This window comes from Nocardioides kongjuensis (assembly GCF_013409625.1).
Lineage (GTDB): Bacteria > Actinomycetota > Actinomycetes > Propionibacteriales > Nocardioidaceae > Nocardioides > Nocardioides kongjuensis.
This window is the reverse complement of the sequence record NZ_JACCBF010000001.1, coordinates 1638989-1659287: the sequence shown is the minus strand read 5'-3', so window position 1 is coordinate 1659287 and position 20299 is coordinate 1638989. Positions and strand designations below refer to the sequence as shown.

Here is a 20299-nt window from a genome sequence, read left to right as displayed (position 1 = left end):
ACATGCTGACCGTTGACTTCGACCGCCTGGGCCTGCAGGCCGGCGACCGCGTCCTCGACATGGGTGCCGGTGCCGGCCGCCACAGCTTCGAGATGTACCGGCGCGGTGCCGACGTGATCGCGTTCGACCTCGACGCCGAGGAGCTGGAGAACGTCCGCAACCTCTTCGTCGCGATGAAGGAGGCCGGCGAGGTGCCCGAGGGTGCCGAGGCCGACGTCAAGCAGGGCGACGCCCTCGCGCTGCCCTTCGCCGACGGCGAGTTCGACCGGATCGTGTGCTCCGAGGTGCTCGAGCACATCCACGACGACGTCGCCGCGATCCGCGAGCTGATCCGGGTGCTCCGTCCCGGCGGCACCCTCGCCGTGACCGTGCCCCGGTGGCTGCCGGAGGTCATCAACTGGCGCCTGTCGGCCGACTACCACAACGCCGAGGGCGGGCACATCCGGATCTACACCGACCACGAGCTGGTCGACAAGGTCACCAAGGGCGGCCGCTCCAACGACGGCACCCCCGGCGACGCGATGGTTTTCGAGGGCAAGAGCTACACGCACGGCCTGCACGCGCCGTACTGGTGGATCAAGTGCGCCGTCGGCGTGGAGAACGACGGCCACCCCCTCGCCAAGGCGTACCACAAGCTGCTGGTCTGGGAGATCATGAAGCAGCCCAAGGCGCTGCAGCTCGCCGGCAAGGTCCTCGACCCGGTGATCGGCAAGAGCATGGTGCTGTACTTCCGCAAGCCGGACGCCGCATGACGCGGGGCACCACGCCCGAGGTGCCGCTGAGCCGCCTGCCGTACGTCGAGGGCGTGCTCTCGGCCCAGCAGGTGGCCGACACCGCCGCGGCGATCGCGGCGATGCAGGAGCCGTGGGGCGCCGTGCCGTGGACCACCGGCGAGCACGTCGACATCTGGAACCACGTCGAGGCCGCCATGGCGATGCTCGTCGGCGGCCAGGTCGAGGCCGCCGAGCGTGCCTACGCCTGGATCCCGACCATGCAGCGCGCCGACGGCTCGTGGCCGATGAAGATCGTGGGCGGCGTCGCGGACGACGAGCGCGGCGAGGTCAACATGTCGGCGTACTTCGCCGTCGGCCTGTGGCACCACTGGCTGGTGCGCCGCGACATCCGCTTCGTCGAGCGCTACTGGCCCTCGGTCCGCGCAGGGCTCGACTTCGTGGTGTCCCTGCAGGACCCCTTCGGCGGCATCCGCTGGACGCCCGAGGACGACTTCTGCCTGCTGACCGGCAGCTCCAGCATCTACCACTCGCTGCGCGCAGGCGTCGCGCTCGCGGACCTGATGGACGACCCGCAGCCCGAGTGGGAGCTCGCCGGCGGTCGCCTCGGCCACGCCGTGCGCACCCACCCGGACCGGTTCGCCGACAAGTCGACGTACTCCATGGACTGGTACTACCCGGTCCTCGGCGGCGCCGTCCGCGGCGACGCGGCCCGCGAGCTGCTCGCCCGGCGCTGGGACGACTTCGTCGTGCCCGGCCTCGGCATCCACTGCGTCGACACCAACCCCTGGGTGACCGGCGCCGAGACCTGCGAGCTGGCCATGGCCCTCGACGTCCTCGGCGACCCCGACTCCAGCAGGCGTGCCCTCGCGCTGCTCACCGACATGCAGCACCTGCGCGAGGACGACGGCCGCTACTGGACCGGTTGGGTCTACGACGACCCGGCCCGCCCCGGGCCCGCTGACGAGCCGCGCGACGTGCACTGGCCGCACGAGCACACGACCTACACCGCCGCCGCGGTGGTCCTCGCCGTCGACGCGCTGGGGGAGACCTACGGCCACGCCACCCCGGGCTCGGGGATCATGCGCGGCACCTCGCTCGCCCCGCACTTCGACGAGATCGCACTGGAGTGCGACTGCACCTCGACCTCGGTTCGCTGACGCGCCGGCCTCGCGCGCGGCGGTTCGCCGCGCGCGAGATCAAGCGCCAGATCACAACGGGGCGCCCGCTGACCCCGCGGTGCGCTGGAGGACGCGGAGCGAGCCCGTGTGGGTGACCTCGGTGAACGCGCCGGAGGCCAGTGCGGGCAGGTAGATCAGCTCGTACGGCGGCCGCCCGCCGTCCGCGGGGTCGGGGAAGACGTCGTGGATGGCGAGGTAGCCGCCGGCCTCGACCCAGTGCGCCCAGCCGGCGAAGTCGGCGCGGGCCGGCTCCTCGCCGTGGCCGCCGTCGATGAACAGCAGCGAGAGCGGCGTGCGCCAGTGGCTGGCGACGGTCGTGGACTGGCCGACGACCGCGATCACGTGGTCCTCGAGGCCGGCGCGGGCGATGTTCCTGCGGAACTGCCCGAGGGTGTCCATCAGGCCGAGCTCCGGGTCGACGACGCTGGCGTCGTGGTGCTCCCAGCCGGCCTGGTTCTCCTCGGAGCCGCGGTGGTGGTCGACGGTGAACACGACGGCCGTCCCACCGGTCTCGCGAGTGACCTGCTGTGCCGCCGCCCCCAGGTAGATGCCGGACTTGCCGCAGTAGGTGCCGACCTCGAGCGCAGGCCCGTGGGGGAGTCGCTCGAGCGCGATCCGGTGGAGCAACGCGCCCTCGTCCTCGGGCATGAAGCCCTTCGCGGCACGGGCGTGGTCCAGCAGGTCGGACGGCATGGTGTCGGTCACCCGTGCACTCTAGTAGAGTTAGAACGCGTTCTAGTTTTCGTACCGGCGGGAGGACATCAATGTCGATCGGCATCACCGACGAGCAGGTCGAGCTCGCCGACAGCCTGCGCAAGTGGGCCACGAGCCTGTCCCCGGTGGAGGCGGTCCGCGCCGCCGAGGGCGACGTCGCTGCGGACTTCGCGACGATCTGGGCTGCGATCGAGGAGATGGGCGTCCACGCGATCGCCGTCCCCGAGGCGGCCGGCGGTGGCGGCGGGACCGTGCTCGACCAGGCGGTCGCGCTGGAGGCCTGCGCCCACGAGCTGCTGCCCGGCGGACTGCTCGGTGCGGCGATCGGCAGCACCCTGACCGGCACGCCCGCGCGGCACGGCGTCCAGCTCGACGACGACGGTGTCGTGTGGGACGGCGGTACGGCGGGCCGCGGCACCCCCGAGCCCGGCATCGACCTCTCCGCGCGGCACGCCCGCGGCACCGGTCCCGGACTCGCCGACCCGGCCGCGCGGCGCACCGCGATCACCTTCGCGGCCGCCGAGGCGGCCGGAGTGACCCGCTGGTGCCTGGAGACCGCCGTCGACTACGCCAAGGTCCGCGAGCAGTTCGGTCAGCGGATCGGCGCGTTCCAGGCGATCAAGCACCTGTGCGCCCAGATGCTGGAGACAGCAGAGGCGGTCACCGCGGCGGCCTGGGATGCGGCCTCGGCGGCGACGGTGCTCGACGGCAGGGCGGCCGACGAGGAGCAGTGGGCCTTCGCGGTCGACGTCGCCCACGTGACCTGCTTCGACGGTGCCGTCGAGGTCGCCAAGGCCTGCATCCAGGTGCTCGGCGGCATCGGCTTCACCTACGAGCACGACGCCCACCTCTACCTGCGTCGCGCCCTCACCCTGCGCGCCCTCGTCGGCTCCGCCGACGCCGCGGCCGAGCGGGTGACGGCGGCCGCCGTGGCCGGCGTACGGCGCCGGGTCGACGTGGACCTGGAGGGACGGGACGAGGCGGTCCGCCCGGAGGCCCGCGCCACCGCCGAGCGGATCTCGGCCCTCCCCACGGAGGAGCAGCGGGCGGCGCTCGTGGACGCCGGCTACCTGACGCCGCACTGGCCCACGCCCTACGGCCTGGGCGCCGACCCCACCACGCAGATCGTCATCGACCAGGAGCTCGCCCGTGCCGGCGTCGTGCGCCCGGACCTGGTGATCGCCGGCTGGGCCGTCCCGACGATCCTCGCCCACGGCACCGACGCGCAGCGCGAGCGGTTCGTGCGGCCCTCGCTCCTCGGCGAGCTGACCTGGTGCCAGCTGTTCTCGGAGCCCGGCTCCGGCTCCGACCTCGCCTCGCTGCGCACCCGCGCGGTGAAGGTCGACGGCGGCTGGTCGCTGACCGGCCAGAAGGTGTGGACCTCGGTCGCCGAGCGCGCCGACTGGGGCATCTGCCTGGCCCGCACCGACGCCGACGTCCCGCAGCACAAGGGCATCACCTACTTCCTCGTCGACATGCGGGCAGCGGGCATCGAGGTCCGCCCTCTGCGTGAGATCACCGGCGAGGCGCTGTTCAACGAGGTCTTCCTCGACGAGGTCTTCGTCCCCGACGAGTGCGTCGTCGCCGAGCCGGGCGACGGCTGGAGGCTGGCCCGCACGACGCTCGCCAACGAGCGGGTCGCCATGGCCAGCGCCCGGCTCACCAAGAGCGTCGAGCGCGCCGTCGAGCTCGCCGCCTCCCGCGACCTCGGCCCGGTCGGGCGCGTCGAGGTCGGCCGCCAGGTGGCCCTCGCCACCGTCTGCGCCCTGCTCGGCGTCCGCACCACGCTGCGCGCCCTCGGAGGCCACGGTCCCGGCGCCGAGTCGAGCGTCGCCAAGCTCCTCGGCGTACGCAGCCGCCAGGACTCCTCCGAGCTGGTGGTCAAGCTCCAGGGCGACGACCTCGCGCTGCTGGGCGCCATCGGCAAGGAGGCCGGCGACCCGCTCGCGGCCGACGTCTGGGAGCAGCTCAACACGCGCTGCCTGTCCATCGCGGGCGGCACCACCCAGATCCTGCGCAACGTGGCCGGCGAGCGGATCCTCGGGCTGCCGCGCTAGCGAACGGCCTTCTTCACGAGGGCGGTGAGGCTCTCCTCCACGCCCGGGCTCATCGTCGCCACGGCGAAGACCGTGGGCCACATGTCGCCGTCGTCGAGGTGCGCCCACTCCTGGAAGCCGACCTCCGCGTAGCGCATCTTGAACTTGCCCGCGCTCTTGAGGAACACCACGACCTTGCCGTCGGCATTGGCGTACGCCGGCATCCCGTACCAGGTCCTCGGGGCCAGGTCGGGCGCGTGCGTGGTCACGATGCCGTGGAGCGCCTCGCCGATGGCACGGTCTGCGTCGTCCATCGCGGCGATCTTGTCCAGGCAGTCCGCCAGGTCGGCCTGGGCCTTCTTGGCGCCCGTGCCGCGGCTCGCGGCCGCCCGCCGTTCCGCGGCGGCCTCCTTCATGGCCGCCTTCTCCTCGTCGCTGAACGTGCTGTTGCTCGCCATCGGTCTTCCTCTCTCGATCGGGTTCGCCACGAGCGTAGGAGGACGGATGGTGCGGTTGCTTCTTCGTTCCTGACCAGTTGGCCTGGGGGCGCCGCGCCGCTCACCGCGGTGAGGAGTGCCGCTCCCGCCGCCACCCGTTCCAGTGCCAGTGCAGGAACCGGTCGGTGGCGCGCACGAGGTGCTGCGAGCGGATCGACGGGAAGATGTCGAAGGCGTGCTGGGCGCCCGGCAGCTCGGCGTACGTCACCGTGCGCTTGGACGTCGACCGCAGCGCCGCCACGAACGCACGCGCCTGACCGACGTCGACGAGGGTGTCGCGCGAGCCGTGGATCACGAAGAAGTCCGGCGCGTCGGCGGTGACCCGCAGCAGCGGGCTGGCCTCCTCGAAGACCTCGCGCTCGGAGCGCGGCGACCTCTTGAACACGATCGGGGCGAGGAACTTGTCGCGCATCAGCTCGGCGGTGCGCAGCCCGCTCGCTCCGGCGAGGTCGTAGACGCCGTAGTAGGGGACCGCGGCCTGGACGGCGGTGTCGGCGGACTCGAAGCCGGGCTGGAACTCGGGGGCGTTCGGGGTGACCGCCGCGAGGGCGGTGAGGTGGCCGCCGGCGGACCCGCCGGTGATCGCGATGTACGACGGGTCGCCGCCGAATTCCGCGATGTGCTCGCGGATCCACGCGATCGCGGCCTTCACGTCGACGATCTGCGCGGGCCACGGGTCGCGCGGTGCGAGGCGGTAGTTGATCGCCACGCACACCCAGCCCTTGGCCGCCATGTGCTGCATCAGCGGCAGGCCCTGCTGGTCCTTGTTGCCGATCGTCCAGCCGCCGCCGTGCACCTGCAGCAGGACCGGCGCGCCGGCGGCCGGGGTCACCTCCGAGGTGTAGACGTCGAGCAGGCCCCGCCGTCCGTACGGCGCGAAGGGGATGTCGCGGTGCACCTCGATCCCCGCTCTGCGGGCCGCCCGGCCGAACGCGAACGGGTTGGCCAGACGCCGCCACGGGGTTGCGAGGTCGGCGGGTGTCGGGCGCGCGTCGAGCTGCTCGACGTACTCGACCCCGAGACCCTCGACGAGCGCGGTCTCGGCGTCGTCGACCGCCTGCCGGCTCTGCCTGACGAGGTAGGCCAGCCCCGCGCTCGACAGGCCGGCCAGGGCCAGCCCGCGCCAGTCGCGTCGCGACCCGGTCGCGTGGGCGGCGGCGTCGGCGACCGTGAGGCCGAGCACGTGCGGGGCCAGCTCACCAGTCAGCCAGCCCGCGAAGAAGGCCGGGATGCCGGCACGGAAGCCGGGGACGGGGCGGATGGCGTTGGCAGTCAGCGCCGCGGTGACGAGCTGGCGCCGTACGAATCCCATGACGCGAGGGTATCCGGCTCGTTGTGAGAAACTGGTACCCGTTCTAGTTTTCATGGGGGTCAGCAATGGATCGGCTGTCGGGACTGGATGCGAGCTTCCTCTACCTGGAGACGCCCGCTCAGCTCATGCACGTGTGCGCGGTGATGGTGCTCGACCCGGCGACCATGACGACGCCGTACACCTTCGGGGCGATGCAGCGTGAGATCGACGTCCGCGTCCGCGACGTCCCCGGGTTCACCCGCAAGGTCCGCGGCGTCCCGCTCGGGCTCGACCACCCGGTCTGGGTGCGCGACAAGGGCTTCGACATCGAACGTCACGTCCACCGCCTCGCGCTGCCGACGCCGGGCGTGTACGCCGAGCTGATGGACCTGTGCGCCCACCTGGCGTCGCTGCCGCTCGACCGGTCGCGCCCGCTGTGGGAGATGTGGGTCATCGAGGGCTACCGGCCGGCGGGCGAGGACGGCGAGCCCGAGGACGAGAAGGTCGTCGTCTTCGCCAAGATGCACCACGCGACCGTCGACGGGGTCTCCGGCTCCAACCTGATCTCGCACCTGTGCTCGCTCGAGCCGGACTCGCCGCCGCTGGTTCCCGAGCACGCCCCGCACCCGCGCGACCCCGGCCGTGGGGAGCTGCTCGGCCGCGCCGTCATCGGTACGGCGACCCGCCCGGTCACGCTGGCCAAGGTGCTCAAGCCCTCGGCCCAGCTGGTCACCAAGAGCATCGGCCGCGCCCGGCAGGGGACCGCCATGGCGGCGCCGTTCTCGGCTCCGCGGACCTCCTTCAACGGCACCATCACCTCGCACCGCTCGATCGCGATGGCCGACCTCGACCTCGAGGAGATCCGCCGGATCAAGAAGGTCACCGGCACGACGGTCAACGACGTCGTCCTCGCCGTCTCCGGCGGCGCCCTGCGTGCCTACCTCGAGGAGCGCGACGAGCTGCCCGACTCCTCGCTGCTCGCGACGGTCCCGGTCAGCGTGCGCGACAGCTCGCGCCGCTCGACCGGCGCCAACAAGGTCTCCGCGCTGTTCACCAAGCTCGGCACCGACATCGACGACCCGCTCGAGCGGCTGCAGATGCTGGCCGAGCGCAACCAGCACGCGAAGGAGCACCACAACGCGATCAGCGCCGACGCGCTCCAGGACTGGGCGGAGTTCGCCGCGCCCCGCACCTTCGGCCTCGCCGTGCGCGCCTACGCCAACCTGCGTCTCGCCGAGAAGCACCCGGTCGTGCACAACCTGGTCATCTCCAACGTCCCCGGCCCGCCGATCCCGCTCTACTTCATGGGCGCCAGGATCGAGGCCCTGTGCCCCCTTGGCCCGGTCTTCCACGGTGCCGGCCTCAACGTCACGGTGATGTCGAACGCCGGGCAGATGCACGTCGGTGCGATCGCCTGCCGCGAGTCGATGCCCGACACCGACGCACTGGTGCGCCACTTCCCGGCCGAGCTGGCCCGGCTCAGCGCGGCGGTCGATGCCGCTGGAAGTCCCGACGCCGCGCGTTGACGGTCGCGGCCGCCTCGACGAAGCGGGGCACGAACCTCTCGGCGCCGAGCACGCAGCCCGCGTGCCCGTCGTCGACCTCGTGCACGGTCGCCCCCGGGATCGCCCGGGCCAGCGCCAGCTGACGCGGGGTCGGGATCACCCGGTCGCGCATCATCACGACCACCGCGGTCGGTACGTCGATCCGCGAGAGCCACGGTCGGGAGTGGTGCTGGCCGAGCGCGGCCAGCGCCTGGCCCACGGCCCACGGGCTGGTGGAGCGGAACTCGCGCAGCGCCCACTCGTGCAGGTCGGAGACCTCGAGGTCGACGCCGCGCGCGGCGGCCCGGGCGGCGCGAACCGCCGTACGCGACCGCGACACGCCGCGCAGTGCGACCATCGTGGAGCCCATCCCGAGGAAGAAGCCGCGCTCGGCGGGGGTGAGCTGGAAGCGGTCGGTGGTCGCGCCGAGCACGAGGCCCTGCACGAGCGACGGGTGCTGGCGCCACACCCGCTGGGCGACGATCGAGCCCATCGAGTAGCCGCCGACGATGACGTCGTGCAGGCCCAGCACGTCGATCAGTGCGGCGACGTCGTCAGCGCAGTCGACGAGGCTGAACTGCTCGCTGTGGATGCCGCGCCCGTGCCAGCGCTGGTCGAGCGTGACGACGCGGAAGCGGCGCGACAGCGGCTCGATCGCGGGGAACCAGGTCAGCAGGCCGGTCGTGCCGAGAGCGTGCAGCAGCACGATCGTCGGCGACTCCGGGTGCGGCCCCGGCGTGTCGGTCACGTACGTCGACCCGCCGCGCCCGGGCAGCTCCACCATCCGTCCGGACGGGATCCGGGTCTGTGGCAGCTCCACGCGGCGGCGCGCGACGTCGATCAGTGAGACGGCACCCATGCGGGCCAGACTAGAACACGTTACAGTTTCCCTGTGGATGCAGAGGCGATCAACGCAGTTCGTGCCGTCGTCGGCGAGGTGCTCGAGCGCGACTCCGACGCCCGGGCCTGGGCGGCCTGGGCCGGAGCCGGACTCACCTCGCTGCCGGTTCCCGAGGAGCATGGTGGCGAAGGACTCGGGCTCGCGGAGGTCGCCGTCCTCCTCCGCGAGACGGGCCGGGCGGCCGTCCAGGTGCCGGTCTGGGAGACCCTGTGCTGTGGCGCGCTCACCCTGGCCGACCACGGAACCGACGCCCAGCGCAAGGAGCTGCTCCCGGGCATCGCCGCCGGCGAGCTGGTCGTCACGCCCGCGCTGCGCGGCGAGGCGCGCTACGCCGACCGCACCGTGAGCGGCCGCAAGCTCGCCGTCACCCACGCCGAGCGGGCCGCACGCCTGCTCGTGACCGCCCGTGACGGGGACGAGGAGGTCGTCGTGCTCGTCGACCCCACCGGCCCCGGCGTCACCCTGCTGCCCGCGAGCGCGTCCAGCGCCACCCCGCAGCACACCGTCGTCCTCGACGGCGCTCCCGCCGAGCCGCTCGCCGACGGCGCCGCCGCGCGGCTGCGCGACCTGGCCCGCGCCGGGCTCGCCGTGACCGCGGCCGGGGTGCTCGCCGGTGCGCGCGACCTGACGGCCGACTACGTCAAGGGCCGCCAGCAGTTCGGCCGAGCGCTCGCCGAGTTCCAGGCCGTCTCGCTGCAGATGGCCGACGTCTACGTCGCCTCGCGCACCCTCGACCTGGCTGCCGACAACGCCGTGTGGCGGGTCGCCGAGGGACTTCCGGCCGAGGACGACCTGGCGGTCGCCGGCTACTGGGTGAGCCAGGTCGCGCCGTACGCCCTGCGGACCTGCCACCACCTCCACGGCGGCATGGGCGTCGACATCACCTACCCCCTCGTCGCGCTGACCACGTGGGGCACCGACCTCGCCCACGCGCTCGACACGACGGCCGCCGACGTCCCCGTCGAGGGTGCCGGCGCGAAGAACCTCGAGCTGACCGAGGACCAGCGTGCCCTCAAGGCCCGGCTGCGCGCGTACTTCGGTGGCGTCGCGGCCGAGTTCGACGGCATCCACGACCCCGACCCGGTCGAGGGCGCGTGGAACCGGCACGGGCCGACGTACGAGCGGATGATCCGCCGCCTCGGCACCGACGGCTGGATGGGCGTCGGCTGGCCGAAGGAGTACGGCGGCCACGGGCTCGGCGAGATCGAGCAGACGATCTTCGCCAACGAGGCGCAGTACGCCGACGTGCACCTGCCGTCCGTCACCCTGCAGACCGTCGGCCCCACCCTGATCCGCTACGGCACGCAGAAGCAGAAGGACCTCTTCCTCGAGCGCATCCTCAAGGGCGACGTGCACTTCGCGATCGGCTACAGCGAGCCCGACGCCGGCACCGACCTCGCCTCGCTGCGCACCACCGCGCGGCTCGTCGAAGGCGACGGCGAGCCCTACTACCTCGTCAACGGCCAGAAGATGTGGACCACCGGCGGCCACCAGGCCGACTACCTGTGGCTCGCGGTCCGGACCGACCCGGACGCCCCGAAGCACGAGGGCATCTCGATCCTGATCGTGGACACCAAGGACCCCGGCTACAGCTGGACCCCGATCATCACCGCCGACGGCTCCCACCACGTCAACGCGACGTACTTCAACGACGTCCGGGTCCCCGCCGACATGCTGGTCGGCGAGGAGAACCAGGGCTGGAGGCTGATCACCACCCAGCTCAACCACGAGCGGGTCATGCTCGGCCCCGCGGGCCGGATCGAGGGCCTGCGCGACCGCGTCGTGCGCTGGGCCGGCGCCGCCGGCGTGCTCGAGCTTCCCGACGTGCGGGAGGTGCTGGGCCGGGCCACCGCGGTGTTCCGGGTCAACGAGCTGCTCAACTGGGAGGTCGCCCGGGCCGCGGCCGCCGGCGAGATCAAGGTCGCGGACGCGTCCTCGTCGAAGGTGTTCGCCTCCGACCAGGTGCAGCACCTGCTCGCCGACCTCATCTCGCTCGTGCACCGCCACGGTGACGCAGGAGAACAGGAGACGAAGGAATTGGTCGACTACCTCGACGCGCAGGCCAAGCGGAACCTCGTGCTGACCTTCGGCGGCGGGGTCCAGGAGGTCCAGCGCGAGCTGATCTCGATGTTCGGCCTCGGCCTGCCGCGGGTGCCGCGATGAGCGCCCCCGCCGGTGATCGAGCAGCGAGCGCCAGCGAGCGTGTCGAGATCGTTCCCGCCGCCGTCCACGAGAAGGTGATGGCCGAGGCCGAGCGGATCAAGGGCTGGGGAGAGGCCGCCGAGCGGGTCGCCCGCGACGAGGTCAACCAGCCGACGATCAACAACTGGCTGGAGGCGATGGGCCTCGACAACCCGCGCTTCGAGGCGGGCGAGGCGCCGCCGTCGATGGCCCAGGTGTGGACGATGTACGGGCTGGGCGGCAAGCCGTCCGAGGACGACCCGCTGCACTCGATGATGCGGGTGCTCACCGACGCCGGCTTCACCGCCGTCCTCGGCACCAACTGCGAGCAGTCCTACGACCGCTACCTCACGGTGGGGGAGAAGGTGCGGGTCACCACCGCCCTCGACTCGGTCGTCGGCCCGAAGGTCACCGGCATGGGAGTCGGCTACTTCGTGACCTCCCGCAACACCTGGTACGTCGGCGACGAGCGGGTCGCGACCATGCTCTTCCGGGTGCTCAAGTTCATCCCCCGCGCGAAGGCCGACGCGTGAGCGGCCCGGTGCGCCCGGTCGTCAACCGGGACAACGCCTACTTCTTCGAGGGCACGGCGAACCGCGAGCTGCGGATCCAGAAGTGCAACCAGTGCGGCGTCCTGCGCCACCCGCCCGGGCCGGCCTGCCCGGACTGCGGCGCGTTCGACCGCGGCTACGTGGTCTCCGCCGGCGAGGGGACGGTGTTCTCCTACCTCGTCCACCACGCCCCGCAGGTGCCCGGCAAGGAGCTGCCGCTGGTCATCGCGCTGCTCGACCTCGACGAGGGCGTGCGGATGGTGGCCGAGATGACCGGTCCCGTCGAGATCGGCGACCGCGCGGTCGTCGGCTGGAACGTGATCGACGACGACCTGACCCTCCCGATCTGGACGAAGGTGGACCGATGAGCGCCGAGCTGAAGGTGGGGGAGCGGCTTCCCGAGTGGAGCCTGCCCATCACGCCGACCCTGGTCGTCTCGACCGCGATCGCGACCCGCGACTTCCAAGACGTCCACCACGACCGCGACATCGCCCAGGCGGCCGGCTCGAAGGACATCTTCGTCAACATCCTCACCTCGACGGCGCTGTGCGAGCGCTACGTCACCGACTGGGCCGGACCCGACGTCCAGATCCGGGGCATCGCGATCCGGCTCGGCGCGCCGGCGTACCCCTACGACACGTTCACCTTCACCGGCGAGGTGACCGAGGTGGAGGACGGCGTCGCGACGATCGAGGTCGTCGGCTCGGTCTCGCTCGGCGACCACGTCATCGGCACGGTCAAGGTGGCCGCATGAGCGAGCGCACCCTCTCCGGCAAGGCCGCCATCGCCGGCATCGGCGCGACCGAGTTCTCCAAGGAGTCCGGCCGCTCCGAGCTCCAGCTCTCCGTCGAGGCCGTGCGCCACGCCCTCGCCGACTGTGGCCTCACGCCCGCCGACGTCGACGGCCTGGTCACCTTCACCATGGACACCTCGTCCGAGATCGCGGTGGCCCGCGAGCTCGGCATCCCCGAGCTGCGCTTCTTCAGCCGGATCAACTACGGCGGCGGGGCGGCCTGCGCCACCGTCCAGCAGGCCGCGATGGCGGTCGCCACGGGCGTCGCCGACGTCGTCGTCGCCTACCGCGGCTTCAACGAGCGCTCCGGCGACCGGTTCGGCCAGGTGTCCAGCTGGGCCGCCGCGCAGGTCAACACCAACGGCCTCGACAACGCCTGGACCTACCCGCTCGGCCTGTCGACGCCGGCCGCCACGGTCGCCATGCAGGCGCGTCGCTACATGCACGAGTACGGCGCCACCTCCGAGGACTTCGGCCGCGTCGCCGTCGCCGACCGCAGGCACGCCGCCACCAACCCGGCCGCGTTCTTCTACGGCAGGCCGATCACCCTCGAGGACCACCAGGCGTCCCGGATGATCGCCGACCCGCTGCACCTGCTCGACTGCTGCCAGGAGTCCGACGGCGCGGTCGCCCTCGTCGTCGTCTCGGCGGAGCGGGCCCGCGACCTGGCCCAGAGGCCGGCGTACATCACCGCCGCCGCACAGGGCTCGGGCAGGGACCAGTTCGTGATGACGTCCTACTACCGCGACGACATCGGGATCCCGGAGATCGGCGTCGTCGGTCGTGAGCTGTGGAAGCAGTCCGGCCTCACCCCCGCCGACATGCCGATGGCCGTGCTCTACGACCACTTCACGCCGTACGTCCTCATGCAGCTCGAGGAGCTCGGGTTCTGCGGCCGCGGTGAGGCCAAGGACTTCGTGAAGGACGGCGCCATCGAGCTCGGTGGCCGGCTGCCCGTCAACACCCACGGCGGCCAGCTCGGCGAGGCCTACATCCACGGGATGAACGGCATCGCCGAGGGCGTGCGCCAGGTGCGCGGCACCTCGGTCAACCCGGTCGCCGACGCGCACCACGTGCTGGTCACCGCCGGCACCGGCGTGCCGACGAGCGGGCTGATCCTGTCGGCCTGAGGGCCCTACGACTCCTCGACCCACACGTTGTCGTGCTCGCGCATGAACGCGTCGTACTCCTCCGGGGTCCACTCCTCACCCCGGGCCAGCCGGTCGAGACCCTCGAAGTAGGGCTCCCGCGGCGCGCCCGGCGCGAAGTGCAGCAGCATCGACGCCGGGGCGCCGGACTCGTTGCGGAAGCCGTGGATCCCGCCGGGCGGCACGTGCAGGAAGTCGCCCGGCCGCGCCGTCACCCACTCGGCGCCCGTGTGGATCCGGACCTCGCCCTCGAGGACGTAGAAGGACTCCGCCATGCTGCGGTGGAAGTGCGGGCCCGGTCCGCTGACCGCCTCGGAGAACTCCCAGCGGTAGAGGCCGAACAGGCCGCCGGTCGCCTCGCCGCGGGCCAGGTAGTGGACCCGGTTGCCGTTGGGGTAGACGAGGTCGGGGCCGTCGGTGCCGGGACGCACCCGGGCCGAGACCTCGCCGTCGCCGTCGTGGAGGGGTGGGGGATACGACATGCAGCGACGCTACCGAGGCCGCCAGGAGGTCCCAGTGACCGGACCCACGGCGCACGGCGTGTCGCGGTGTGCCACCATGGATCCCAAGAGCTCGCGTGCTCTGGGGTCGGTGAAAATCCGAACCGGCGGTGACAGTCCGCGACCCGATCGCAGCCAGTGATCGGTTGACCAGGTGGAACTCCTGGACCGACGGTCAAAGTCCGGATGGGAAGTGCACGCACGAGTGTCCGACGGACGCCCCGCAGTGGGCGCCCGCCGTACGCCAGGCAAGCCCCGGAGTCCGCGTCCAGGACGACGAGAGGCGGTGGCCGGTGACGGAGAGCTTCACCCGTGAGTACGACGCGATGCGTCGTGCGCTCGCGCTGGCAGTGACCCCCGGGGTGCCGCTGCACCCCAACCCGCGGGTGGGCTGCGTCCTGCTCGGACCCGACGGCAGCATCGTCGGCGAGGGCTACCACCACGGCGCCGGTACGCCGCACGCCGAGGTCGAGGCGCTGAAGGTGGCCGGCGAGCTGGCTCGCGGTGCGACCGCGGTCGTGACGCTGGAGCCGTGCAACCACACCGGGCGCACCGGGCCCTGCTCCCGGGCGCTGATCGCCGCCGGCGTCGCGCGTGTGGTCATCGCCCAGCGCGACCCGAACCCTCAGGCCGCGGGCGGCATGGAGACACTGCTGGAGGCGGGCATCGAGGTCGACGCCGGCCTGCTCGCCGACGAGGCCGCCGAGGTCAACCGGTCCTGGACGTTCGCGCACCGCAACGGCCGGCCCTTCGTCACCTGGAAGTTCGCGACCACCCTCGACGGGCGCAGCGCCGCCGCCGACGGCACGTCGCGGTGGGTCTCCTCGCCGGCCGCGCGCCGCGACACGCACCTGCTGCGCGGCCTGTGCGACACCATGCTCGTCGGCACCAACACCGTCGAGGTCGACGACCCGCAGCTCACCGTCCGCGGCGACGACGACCAGCCGGTCGGCGAGCAGCCGTTGCGCGTCGTGATGGGGGAGCGCGACCTCCCCGAGGACCGCCGCGTGTTCGACGACGCCGCGCCCACCGTGCACCTGCGCACGCAGGACCCCGCAGAGGCACTCCGCACCCTGTACGCCGACCACGACCGCCACCACGTCTTCCTCGAGGGCGGGCCGACCCTGGCTGCTGCCTTCCTGCAGGCGGGGCTCGTCGACGAGGTCGTCGCCTACGTCGCCCCGATGCTGCTCGGCTCCGGCCGCTCGGCTGTCGGCGACCTCGGAATCGGCACCATCGCCGACGCGTTGCACCTCCGGCTCGTCGACACCACCGTCGTCGGCGAGGGCGCCGAGGCCAACGTGCGCATGATCATGAGGCCCACCAAGGGCCGGGACAAGGAAGGAACCGCCTGATGTTCACCGGCATCGTCGAGGAGCTCGGCACCGTCACCGCCGTCGAGGACCAGGGGGACGCCATCCGGCTCACCATCGCCTCCGACGTGACGCTGTCCGACGCCGGCCTCGGTGACTCGATCGCCGTCAACGGCTGCTGCCTGACCGTCGCCGAGCGCACCGACACGACCTGGACCGCCGACGTGATGGCCGAGACCCTCGCCAAGACCACGACCGGTCGGCTCGACGTGGGTGACCGGGTCAACCTCGAGCGGGCGGTCACCGCCGAGAAGCGCCTGGGCGGCCACGTCGTGCAGGGCCACGTCGACGCCGTCGGCGAGGTCGTCGCCCGCACGCCCAGCGAGCACTGGGAGCTCGTCGAGATCAAGATGCCCGCCGAGCTCGGCCGCTACCTCGTCGACAAGGGCTCGATCACCGTCGACGGCACCTCGCTCACCGTCGTCGAGGCCGGAGACCACACCTTCACGGTCAGCCTGATCCCCGAGACCCTGGCCCGGACCACGCTCGGCTTCCGTGCCGTCGGCGACCAGGTCAACCTCGAGGTCGACGTCATCGCCAAGCACGTCGAGAAGCTCGTCCGTGCCTACACCAGCACCCCCAGCGCCAGCAGCGCCAGCAGCGAGGAGAACTGACATGTCGGTGCGACTGGACCCGGTCGAGCGCGCGATCGCCGACATCGCGGCGGGCAGGGCGGTCGTCGTCGTGGACGACGAGGACCGCGAGAACGAGGGCGACATCATCTTCGCCGCCAGCAAGGCGACGCCGGAGCTGATGGCCTTCACGATCCGCTACTCGAGCGGGGTCATCTGTGCGCCCATGCCCGGCGCGATGCTGGACCGGCTCGAGATCCCGCTGATGACCCCGCACAACAAGGACGCCTACCGCACGGCGTACACCATCTCGGTCGACGCCCGCGACGGCGTCAGCACCGGCATCTCCGCCGCCGACCGCGCGCACACCGTGCGCGTGCTCGCCGACTCCGCGACCGAGCCGTGGGAGCTGACCCGCCCGGGCCACGTGTTCCCGCTGCGCTACCGCGAGGGCGGCGTGCTGGTCCGCCGCGGCCACACCGAGGCCGCCGTCGACCTGTGCCGCCTCGCCGGACTGACCCCGACCGGTGTCCTGGTCGAGGTCGTCAACGACGACGGGACCATGAAGCGCGCCCCCGAGCTGCGTGCGTTCGCCGACGAGCACGGCCTGGCGATGATCTCGATCGAGGACCTCGTCCGCTACCGCCGCCGCGTCGAGACCCACGTCGTCCGCGAGGCCGAGACCAGCCTTCCCACCAGCCACGGTGACTTCACCGCCATCGGCTACACCATCACGGTCGACGGCAGCGAGCACGTCGCCCTCGTGTACGGCGACCCGGCGACCCTCGCCGAGGGCGGCCCGGTGCTCACCCGCGTGCACTCGGAGTGCCTGACCGGTGACGTGTTCGGCTCCAGCCGCTGCGACTGCGGTCCCCAGCTCAACGAGGCGATGGACCGCATCGTCGAGGAGGGCCGCGGTGTCGTCATCTACCTGCGCGGCCACGAGGGCCGGGGGATCGGCCTGGTCGCGAAGCTGCAGGCCTACCAGCTGCAGGACGGTGGTCGCGACACCGTCGACGCCAACCTCGACCTCGGCCTGCCCGCCGACGCCCGCCACTACGGCGCGGCCACCCAGATCCTGAAGGACCTCGGCGTCTCCGACGTGCGGCTGCTGACCAACAACCCCGACAAGGTCACCTCGCTCGAGGACTACGGGATCACCGTGGCCGAGCGGGTCCCGCTCACGCCGCACCCCAACGGCCACAACCTCGCCTACCTGCTGACCAAGCGCGACCGGATGGGCCACGACCTGCCCGACCTCGACCTCGAAGGAGTCAACTGACATGGCCGGACACGGCGCCCCCGACATCGCCCCCACCGACTGCCACGACCTGCGGGTCGCGGTCGTCGCGGCGAGCTGGCACACCGAGGTCATGGACGGCCTCATCGCCGGCGCCCAGCGCGCGTTCGCCGACCATCGGGTCGAGGCGCCCGTCGTCGTCCGGGTCCCCGGCACCTTCGAGCTGCCCGTCACCGCGGCGGCCCTCGCGCCGTCGTACGACGCCGTGATCGCGCTCGGCGTGGTCATCCGCGGCGGCACGCCGCACTTCGAGTACGTCTGCAGTGCCGCCACCGACGGCCTGACCCGGGTCTCGCTCGACCACCACACCCCGATCGGGTTCGGCGTCCTCACCTGCGACGACGAGGCCCAGGCGCTGGACCGCGCCGGCCTCGAGGGATCCTGCGAGGACAAGGGCTACGAGGCCGCCTCGGCGGCCCTGCAGACCGCGGCCACGCTGAAGAGGATCCGCTCGCGCGGCTACACGGGCTGAGACCGGCGGCGGTCGGGCTGCGGCCACGCCGTAGGCTGACCTCCCGTGAAGACGTTCGACGAGCTGTTCGCAGAGCTCAGCGAGAAGGCACAGACGCGGCCCGAGGGATCCGGCACGGTCCGGCAGCTCGACGCCGGCGTCCATGCGATCGGCAAGAAGCTGATCGAGGAGGCCGCTGAGTCCTGGATGGCCGCCGAGCACGAGGGCAAGGACGCCACGGCCCTGGAGATCAGCCAGCTGCTGTACCACGCCCAGGTCCTCATGATCGCGAGCGGCCTCTCGCTCGACGACGTCTACGCACACCTCTGAGGTAACGCACATGCTCAAGATCGCCGTCCCCAACAAGGGGGCCCTGTCCGAGGCTGCCTCCGGCATGCTCCGCGAGGCGGGCTACGCCCAGCGCCTGGACTCCAAGCAGCTCACCAAGATCGACCCGGACAACGAGGTCGAGTTCTTCTACCTGCGTCCGCGCGACATCGCGCTGTACGTCGGCGAGGGCACCCTCGACGCCGGCATCACCGGCCGCGACCTGCTCCTCGACTCGCACTCGGCTGCGGCCGAGTCGCTCCAGCTCGGCTTCGGGCGCTCGAAGTTCCGCTTCGCTGCGCGCCCCGGCACCGCCGAGAAGATCGAGGACCTCGCGGGCATGCGGATCGCGACGTCGTACGAAGGCGTGGTCAAGCGCTACCTCGCCGAGCGTGGCATCGAGGCCTCGGTCGTCCGCCTCGACGGCGCGGTCGAGACCAGCATCCAGCTCGGTGTGGCCGACGTGATCGCCGACGTCGTCGAGACCGGCTCCACCCTGCGCGCAGCGGGCCTGGAGGTCTTCGGCGAGGTCATCCTCGAGTCCGAGGGCGTGATGATCACCCGCGAGGGTGCCGACCCGAGCGCGCTCGAGGTCTTCACCCGCCGCCTGCAGGGCGTCCTGGTCGCCCGCGCGTACGTGATGATGGACTACGACATCCGCGCCGAGAAGGTCGAGCAGGCGATCGCCCTGACCCCCGGCATCGAGAGCCCGACCGTGAGCCCGCTGCATCGCGAGGGCTGGGTCGCGGTCCGCTCCATGGTGCAGCGGGCCAGCGCCCAGCGGGTGATGGACGAGCTGTTCGCGCTGGGCGCCCGCGCGATCCTCACCACCGACATCCACGCCTGCCGGCTCTGATGGCCGATCCCGACCGGTCGGGCCTGCCCACCCTGCCGCGGACCTGGCGGCCGTTCGGTCCCCGGATGGCCGCCGCGGTCTTCGCGGTGATCCTCGTGGGCGCCTTCGCCTGGTTGTGGGTCAGCTTCGACGACCAGACCAGGGCCGCGGTCAACGACCTGGAGAAGGCGACCGTCATCTTCTTCATCCTGATCGGCCTGGCGCTGCTCAACGCGCTGGCCCGGTCCCGGGTCGTCGCCCGCGAGGACGGGCTGACCGTCGTCAACGGCTACCGCACCCGGCGCTTCGCCTGGAGCGAGGTCGGCACGGTCCGGTTCCCCCAGGGCGCACCGTGGCCGCACCTCGACCTCGGCGACGACGAGCGGGTCTCCCTGCTCGGCATCCACGCCTCCGACGGTGCGCGTGCCGCCACCGCGATCCGCGAGCTGCGCGCGGTCGTGGCCGCCCACCAGGGCTAGAGCGCCCGGATCCCCCACGAGGCGGCGTACGACGCCCCGGGGGCCAGCACCACCAGGTCGTCACCGGAGTTGAACGCGTCCGGCGGAGCGGTCATCGGCTCGACGGCGACGCTCACCCGCGGGGTCGGGGTGTCGTCGCCGGTGTAGACCTGCAGCCACCGGTGGTTCTCGTCCACCCACAGCGCCACGCCGGTCTGCCCGGATCGCAGCGTCACGGTCGCCCGGCCGTCGGCGTCACGGGCCAGGTCGGTCACCGCGTGGTTGAGGACGGTGCTCCCGAGCGGGGAGGTGACCAGTCCGTCTGCCGGCGCGCGCCCGGTCGGCAGCAGCCGGTCAGGGTCCACCTCCAGCACCGTCGCTGCGTCCAGCCCGACGGTCCAGCCGTCGCACGGGCCCGGCCCCGCCAGCAGGTACGGGTGCGCTCCCGACGCGTACGGCGCGGCCGTGGCCGCCAGGTTCGTCGCGGCCTGCGTCACGGTCAGTCCCTCGGGCCCCAGCGCGTACGTCGTCGTCAGTGCCAGCGCCCACGGGTAGCCCGTCTGCGCGGGCAGGAAGTACGACAGCTCCACCCGGTCGTCGGCGGCCGACACGAGTGTCCACGAGACCCACCGCACGAGCCCGTGCGACGCGTTGCCCCGCTTCGGCTCGGTCAGCGCGAGCTGCTGGGTGGTCCCCTCGAAGGTGTAGCGCCCGTCCCGAATCCGGTTCGGCCACGGCACCAGCAGCTGCCCGCGCCCACCCGACGGCATCGCGTCCTCCGCGAAGCCGTCGACGAGCTCACGGCCGTCGTGGGTCAGCGACCGCAGAGCGCCGCTGCCCTGCGTGACGACGGCTCGGTAGCCGTGGGAGGACAGGACGTGCTGCTCGCCGGTCGGTGCGGTCACGGGCCCGACC

General features: G+C 72.3%; 22 protein-coding genes and 1 riboswitch. Of the genes, 16 read left to right on the top strand and 6 right to left on the bottom strand.

Annotated elements, in window-relative coordinates; genetic code table 11:
- Positions 1-2 precede the first annotated feature (2 nt).
- Both BJ958_RS08035 and BJ958_RS08030 read left to right on the top strand, forming a co-directional pair.
- On the top strand, positions 3-752 hold the full coding sequence (locus BJ958_RS08035; protein ID WP_179726355.1) for a class I SAM-dependent methyltransferase: 750 nt from the start codon (positions 3-5) through the stop codon (positions 750-752).
- The gene (locus BJ958_RS08030; protein ID WP_179726354.1) at positions 749-1891 is read left to right on the top strand and encodes a prenyltransferase; all 1143 of its coding nucleotides are present in this window, start codon (positions 749-751) and stop codon (positions 1889-1891) included. The genes BJ958_RS08035 and BJ958_RS08030 overlap by 4 nt, the downstream gene beginning before the upstream one ends.
- Positions 1892-1942: 51 nt before the next feature.
- Here the strand turns inward: BJ958_RS08030 and BJ958_RS08025 are convergent, their stop codons facing one another.
- The gene (locus BJ958_RS08025) at positions 1943-2617 is read right to left on the bottom strand and encodes a class I SAM-dependent methyltransferase (RefSeq protein ID WP_343052611.1); all 675 of its coding nucleotides are present in this window, start codon (positions 2615-2617) and stop codon (positions 1943-1945) included.
- Positions 2618-2676: 59 nt separating this feature from the next.
- Between BJ958_RS08025 and BJ958_RS08020 the strand changes: the two genes are divergently transcribed.
- Positions 2677-4683, top strand: coding sequence for an acyl-CoA dehydrogenase family protein (locus tag BJ958_RS08020; protein WP_179726353.1), 2007 nt, complete (start codon positions 2677-2679; stop codon positions 4681-4683).
- On the opposite strand, the gene BJ958_RS08015 is transcribed toward BJ958_RS08020, so the two are convergent.
- Positions 4680-5120: an iron chaperone gene (locus BJ958_RS08015; protein ID WP_179726352.1), complete on the bottom strand. Its 441-nt coding sequence runs from the start codon at positions 5118-5120 to the stop codon at positions 4680-4682. The genes BJ958_RS08020 and BJ958_RS08015 overlap by 4 nt on opposite strands.
- A 100-nt stretch (positions 5121-5220) precedes the next feature.
- Entirely contained in the window at positions 5221-6471 is a 1251-nt protein-coding gene (locus BJ958_RS08010) for an alpha/beta hydrolase (protein ID WP_179726351.1), read from the bottom strand.
- 65 nt (positions 6472-6536) lie between these two features.
- Between BJ958_RS08010 and BJ958_RS08005 the strand changes: the two genes are divergently transcribed.
- Positions 6537-7976 (top strand): WS/DGAT/MGAT family O-acyltransferase, encoded by a 1440-nt coding sequence (locus tag BJ958_RS08005; protein ID WP_179726350.1) that lies wholly within the window; start codon positions 6537-6539, stop codon positions 7974-7976.
- Here BJ958_RS08005 and BJ958_RS08000 read toward each other — a convergent pair.
- Complete coding sequence (locus tag BJ958_RS08000) at positions 7930-8853, bottom strand: alpha/beta fold hydrolase (RefSeq protein ID WP_179726349.1); 924 nt, start codon at positions 8851-8853, stop codon at positions 7930-7932. The genes BJ958_RS08005 and BJ958_RS08000 overlap by 47 nt on opposite strands.
- Before the next feature lie 33 nt (positions 8854-8886).
- On the opposite strand from BJ958_RS08000, the gene BJ958_RS28975 reads away from it, so the two are divergent.
- From BJ958_RS28975 to BJ958_RS07975, 5 genes are read left to right on the top strand one after another with little or no spacing between them, the layout of a single operon-like run.
- Positions 8887-11058, top strand: coding sequence for an acyl-CoA dehydrogenase family protein (locus BJ958_RS28975; protein ID WP_179726348.1), 2172 nt, complete (start codon positions 8887-8889; stop codon positions 11056-11058).
- The gene (locus BJ958_RS07990) at positions 11055-11609 is read left to right on the top strand and encodes an FAS1-like dehydratase domain-containing protein (protein ID WP_179726347.1); all 555 of its coding nucleotides are present in this window, start codon (positions 11055-11057) and stop codon (positions 11607-11609) included. The genes BJ958_RS28975 and BJ958_RS07990 overlap by 4 nt, the downstream gene beginning before the upstream one ends.
- Entirely contained in the window at positions 11606-11995 is a 390-nt protein-coding gene (locus BJ958_RS07985) for an OB-fold domain-containing protein (RefSeq protein WP_179726346.1), read from the top strand. Before BJ958_RS07990 ends, BJ958_RS07985 begins: the two co-directional genes overlap by 4 nt.
- On the top strand, positions 11992-12381 hold the full coding sequence (locus BJ958_RS07980) for a MaoC family dehydratase (RefSeq protein ID WP_179726345.1): 390 nt from the start codon (positions 11992-11994) through the stop codon (positions 12379-12381). Before BJ958_RS07985 ends, BJ958_RS07980 begins: the two co-directional genes overlap by 4 nt.
- Positions 12378-13550: a lipid-transfer protein gene (locus tag BJ958_RS07975; RefSeq protein WP_179726344.1), complete on the top strand. Its 1173-nt coding sequence runs from the start codon at positions 12378-12380 to the stop codon at positions 13548-13550. The genes BJ958_RS07980 and BJ958_RS07975 overlap by 4 nt, the downstream gene beginning before the upstream one ends.
- A 5-nt stretch (positions 13551-13555) precedes the next feature.
- On the opposite strand, the gene BJ958_RS07970 is transcribed toward BJ958_RS07975, so the two are convergent.
- Positions 13556-14050, bottom strand: coding sequence for a cupin domain-containing protein (locus BJ958_RS07970; RefSeq protein WP_179726343.1), 495 nt, complete (start codon positions 14048-14050; stop codon positions 13556-13558).
- Positions 14051-14141: 91 nt separating this feature from the next.
- Positions 14142-14271: riboswitch (FMN riboswitch) on the top strand.
- A 123-nt stretch (positions 14272-14394) separates the two neighbouring features.
- Between BJ958_RS07970 and ribD the strand changes: the two genes are divergently transcribed.
- From ribD to BJ958_RS07935, 7 genes are read left to right on the top strand one after another with little or no spacing between them, the layout of a single operon-like run.
- Positions 14395-15423 carry a bifunctional diaminohydroxyphosphoribosylaminopyrimidine deaminase/5-amino-6-(5-phosphoribosylamino)uracil reductase RibD gene (ribD, locus tag BJ958_RS07965; protein ID WP_179730046.1) on the top strand — a complete coding sequence of 343 codons (1029 nt, stop codon included), beginning with the start codon at positions 14395-14397 and terminating at the stop codon, positions 15421-15423.
- Positions 15423-16055, top strand: a complete 633-nt coding sequence (locus BJ958_RS07960; protein ID WP_179726342.1) for a riboflavin synthase — start codon at positions 15423-15425, stop codon at positions 16053-16055. Before ribD ends, BJ958_RS07960 begins: the two co-directional genes overlap by 1 nt.
- A 1-nt stretch (position 16056) precedes the next feature.
- A complete protein-coding gene (locus BJ958_RS07955) occupies positions 16057-17295 on the top strand; it encodes a bifunctional 3,4-dihydroxy-2-butanone-4-phosphate synthase/GTP cyclohydrolase II (RefSeq protein ID WP_179726341.1) in 1239 nt (412 codons plus the stop codon).
- Between the two features lies 1 nt (position 17296).
- Positions 17297-17785, top strand: a complete 489-nt coding sequence (gene ribH, locus BJ958_RS07950; RefSeq protein WP_179726340.1) for a 6,7-dimethyl-8-ribityllumazine synthase — start codon at positions 17297-17299, stop codon at positions 17783-17785.
- Between the two features lie 45 nt (positions 17786-17830).
- Complete coding sequence (locus BJ958_RS07945; RefSeq protein ID WP_141798548.1) at positions 17831-18094, top strand: phosphoribosyl-ATP diphosphatase; 264 nt, start codon at positions 17831-17833, stop codon at positions 18092-18094.
- Between the two features lie 10 nt (positions 18095-18104).
- Positions 18105-18947 carry an ATP phosphoribosyltransferase gene (gene hisG, locus BJ958_RS07940; protein WP_179726339.1) on the top strand — a complete coding sequence of 281 codons (843 nt, stop codon included), beginning with the start codon at positions 18105-18107 and terminating at the stop codon, positions 18945-18947.
- Positions 18947-19405 carry a PH domain-containing protein gene (locus tag BJ958_RS07935; protein ID WP_179726338.1) on the top strand — a complete coding sequence of 153 codons (459 nt, stop codon included), beginning with the start codon at positions 18947-18949 and terminating at the stop codon, positions 19403-19405. Before hisG ends, BJ958_RS07935 begins: the two co-directional genes overlap by 1 nt.
- Here the strand turns inward: BJ958_RS07935 and BJ958_RS07930 are convergent.
- Positions 19402-20289: an aldose epimerase family protein gene (locus tag BJ958_RS07930; protein WP_179726337.1), complete on the bottom strand. Its 888-nt coding sequence runs from the start codon at positions 20287-20289 to the stop codon at positions 19402-19404. The genes BJ958_RS07935 and BJ958_RS07930 overlap by 4 nt on opposite strands.
- Positions 20290-20299 lie beyond the last annotated feature (10 nt).

Coding starts and splice junctions, on each gene's coding strand:
- BJ958_RS07935 (WP_179726338.1), top strand. CDS start 18,947: ATGGCCGATCCCGACCGGTCGGGCCTGCCCACCCTGCCGCGGACCTGG.
- BJ958_RS07980 (WP_179726345.1), top strand. CDS start 11,992: ATGAGCGCCGAGCTGAAGGTGGGGGAGCGGCTTCCCGAGTGGAGCCTG.
- ribD (WP_179730046.1), top strand. CDS start 14,395: ATGCGTCGTGCGCTCGCGCTGGCAGTGACCCCCGGGGTGCCGCTGCAC.
- BJ958_RS07960 (WP_179726342.1), top strand. CDS start 15,423: ATGTTCACCGGCATCGTCGAGGAGCTCGGCACCGTCACCGCCGTCGAG.
- BJ958_RS08010 (WP_179726351.1), bottom strand. CDS start 6,471: ATGGGATTCGTACGGCGCCAGCTCGTCACCGCGGCGCTGACTGCCAAC.
- BJ958_RS07990 (WP_179726347.1), top strand. CDS start 11,055: ATGAGCGCCCCCGCCGGTGATCGAGCAGCGAGCGCCAGCGAGCGTGTC.
- BJ958_RS08000 (WP_179726349.1), bottom strand. CDS start 8,853: ATGGGTGCCGTCTCACTGATCGACGTCGCGCGCCGCCGCGTGGAGCTG.
- BJ958_RS07970 (WP_179726343.1), bottom strand. CDS start 14,050: ATGTCGTATCCCCCACCCCTCCACGACGGCGACGGCGAGGTCTCGGCC.
- BJ958_RS08005 (WP_179726350.1), top strand. CDS start 6,537: ATGGATCGGCTGTCGGGACTGGATGCGAGCTTCCTCTACCTGGAGACG.
- BJ958_RS07955 (WP_179726341.1), top strand. CDS start 16,057: ATGTCGGTGCGACTGGACCCGGTCGAGCGCGCGATCGCCGACATCGCG.
- hisG (WP_179726339.1), top strand. CDS start 18,105: ATGCTCAAGATCGCCGTCCCCAACAAGGGGGCCCTGTCCGAGGCTGCC.
- BJ958_RS08020 (WP_179726353.1), top strand. CDS start 2,677: ATGTCGATCGGCATCACCGACGAGCAGGTCGAGCTCGCCGACAGCCTG.
- BJ958_RS08030 (WP_179726354.1), top strand. CDS start 749: ATGACGCGGGGCACCACGCCCGAGGTGCCGCTGAGCCGCCTGCCGTAC.
- BJ958_RS08015 (WP_179726352.1), bottom strand. CDS start 5,120: ATGGCGAGCAACAGCACGTTCAGCGACGAGGAGAAGGCGGCCATGAAG.
- BJ958_RS07975 (WP_179726344.1), top strand. CDS start 12,378: ATGAGCGAGCGCACCCTCTCCGGCAAGGCCGCCATCGCCGGCATCGGC.
- BJ958_RS08035 (WP_179726355.1), top strand. CDS start 3: ATGCTGACCGTTGACTTCGACCGCCTGGGCCTGCAGGCCGGCGACCGC.
- ribH (WP_179726340.1), top strand. CDS start 17,297: ATGGCCGGACACGGCGCCCCCGACATCGCCCCCACCGACTGCCACGAC.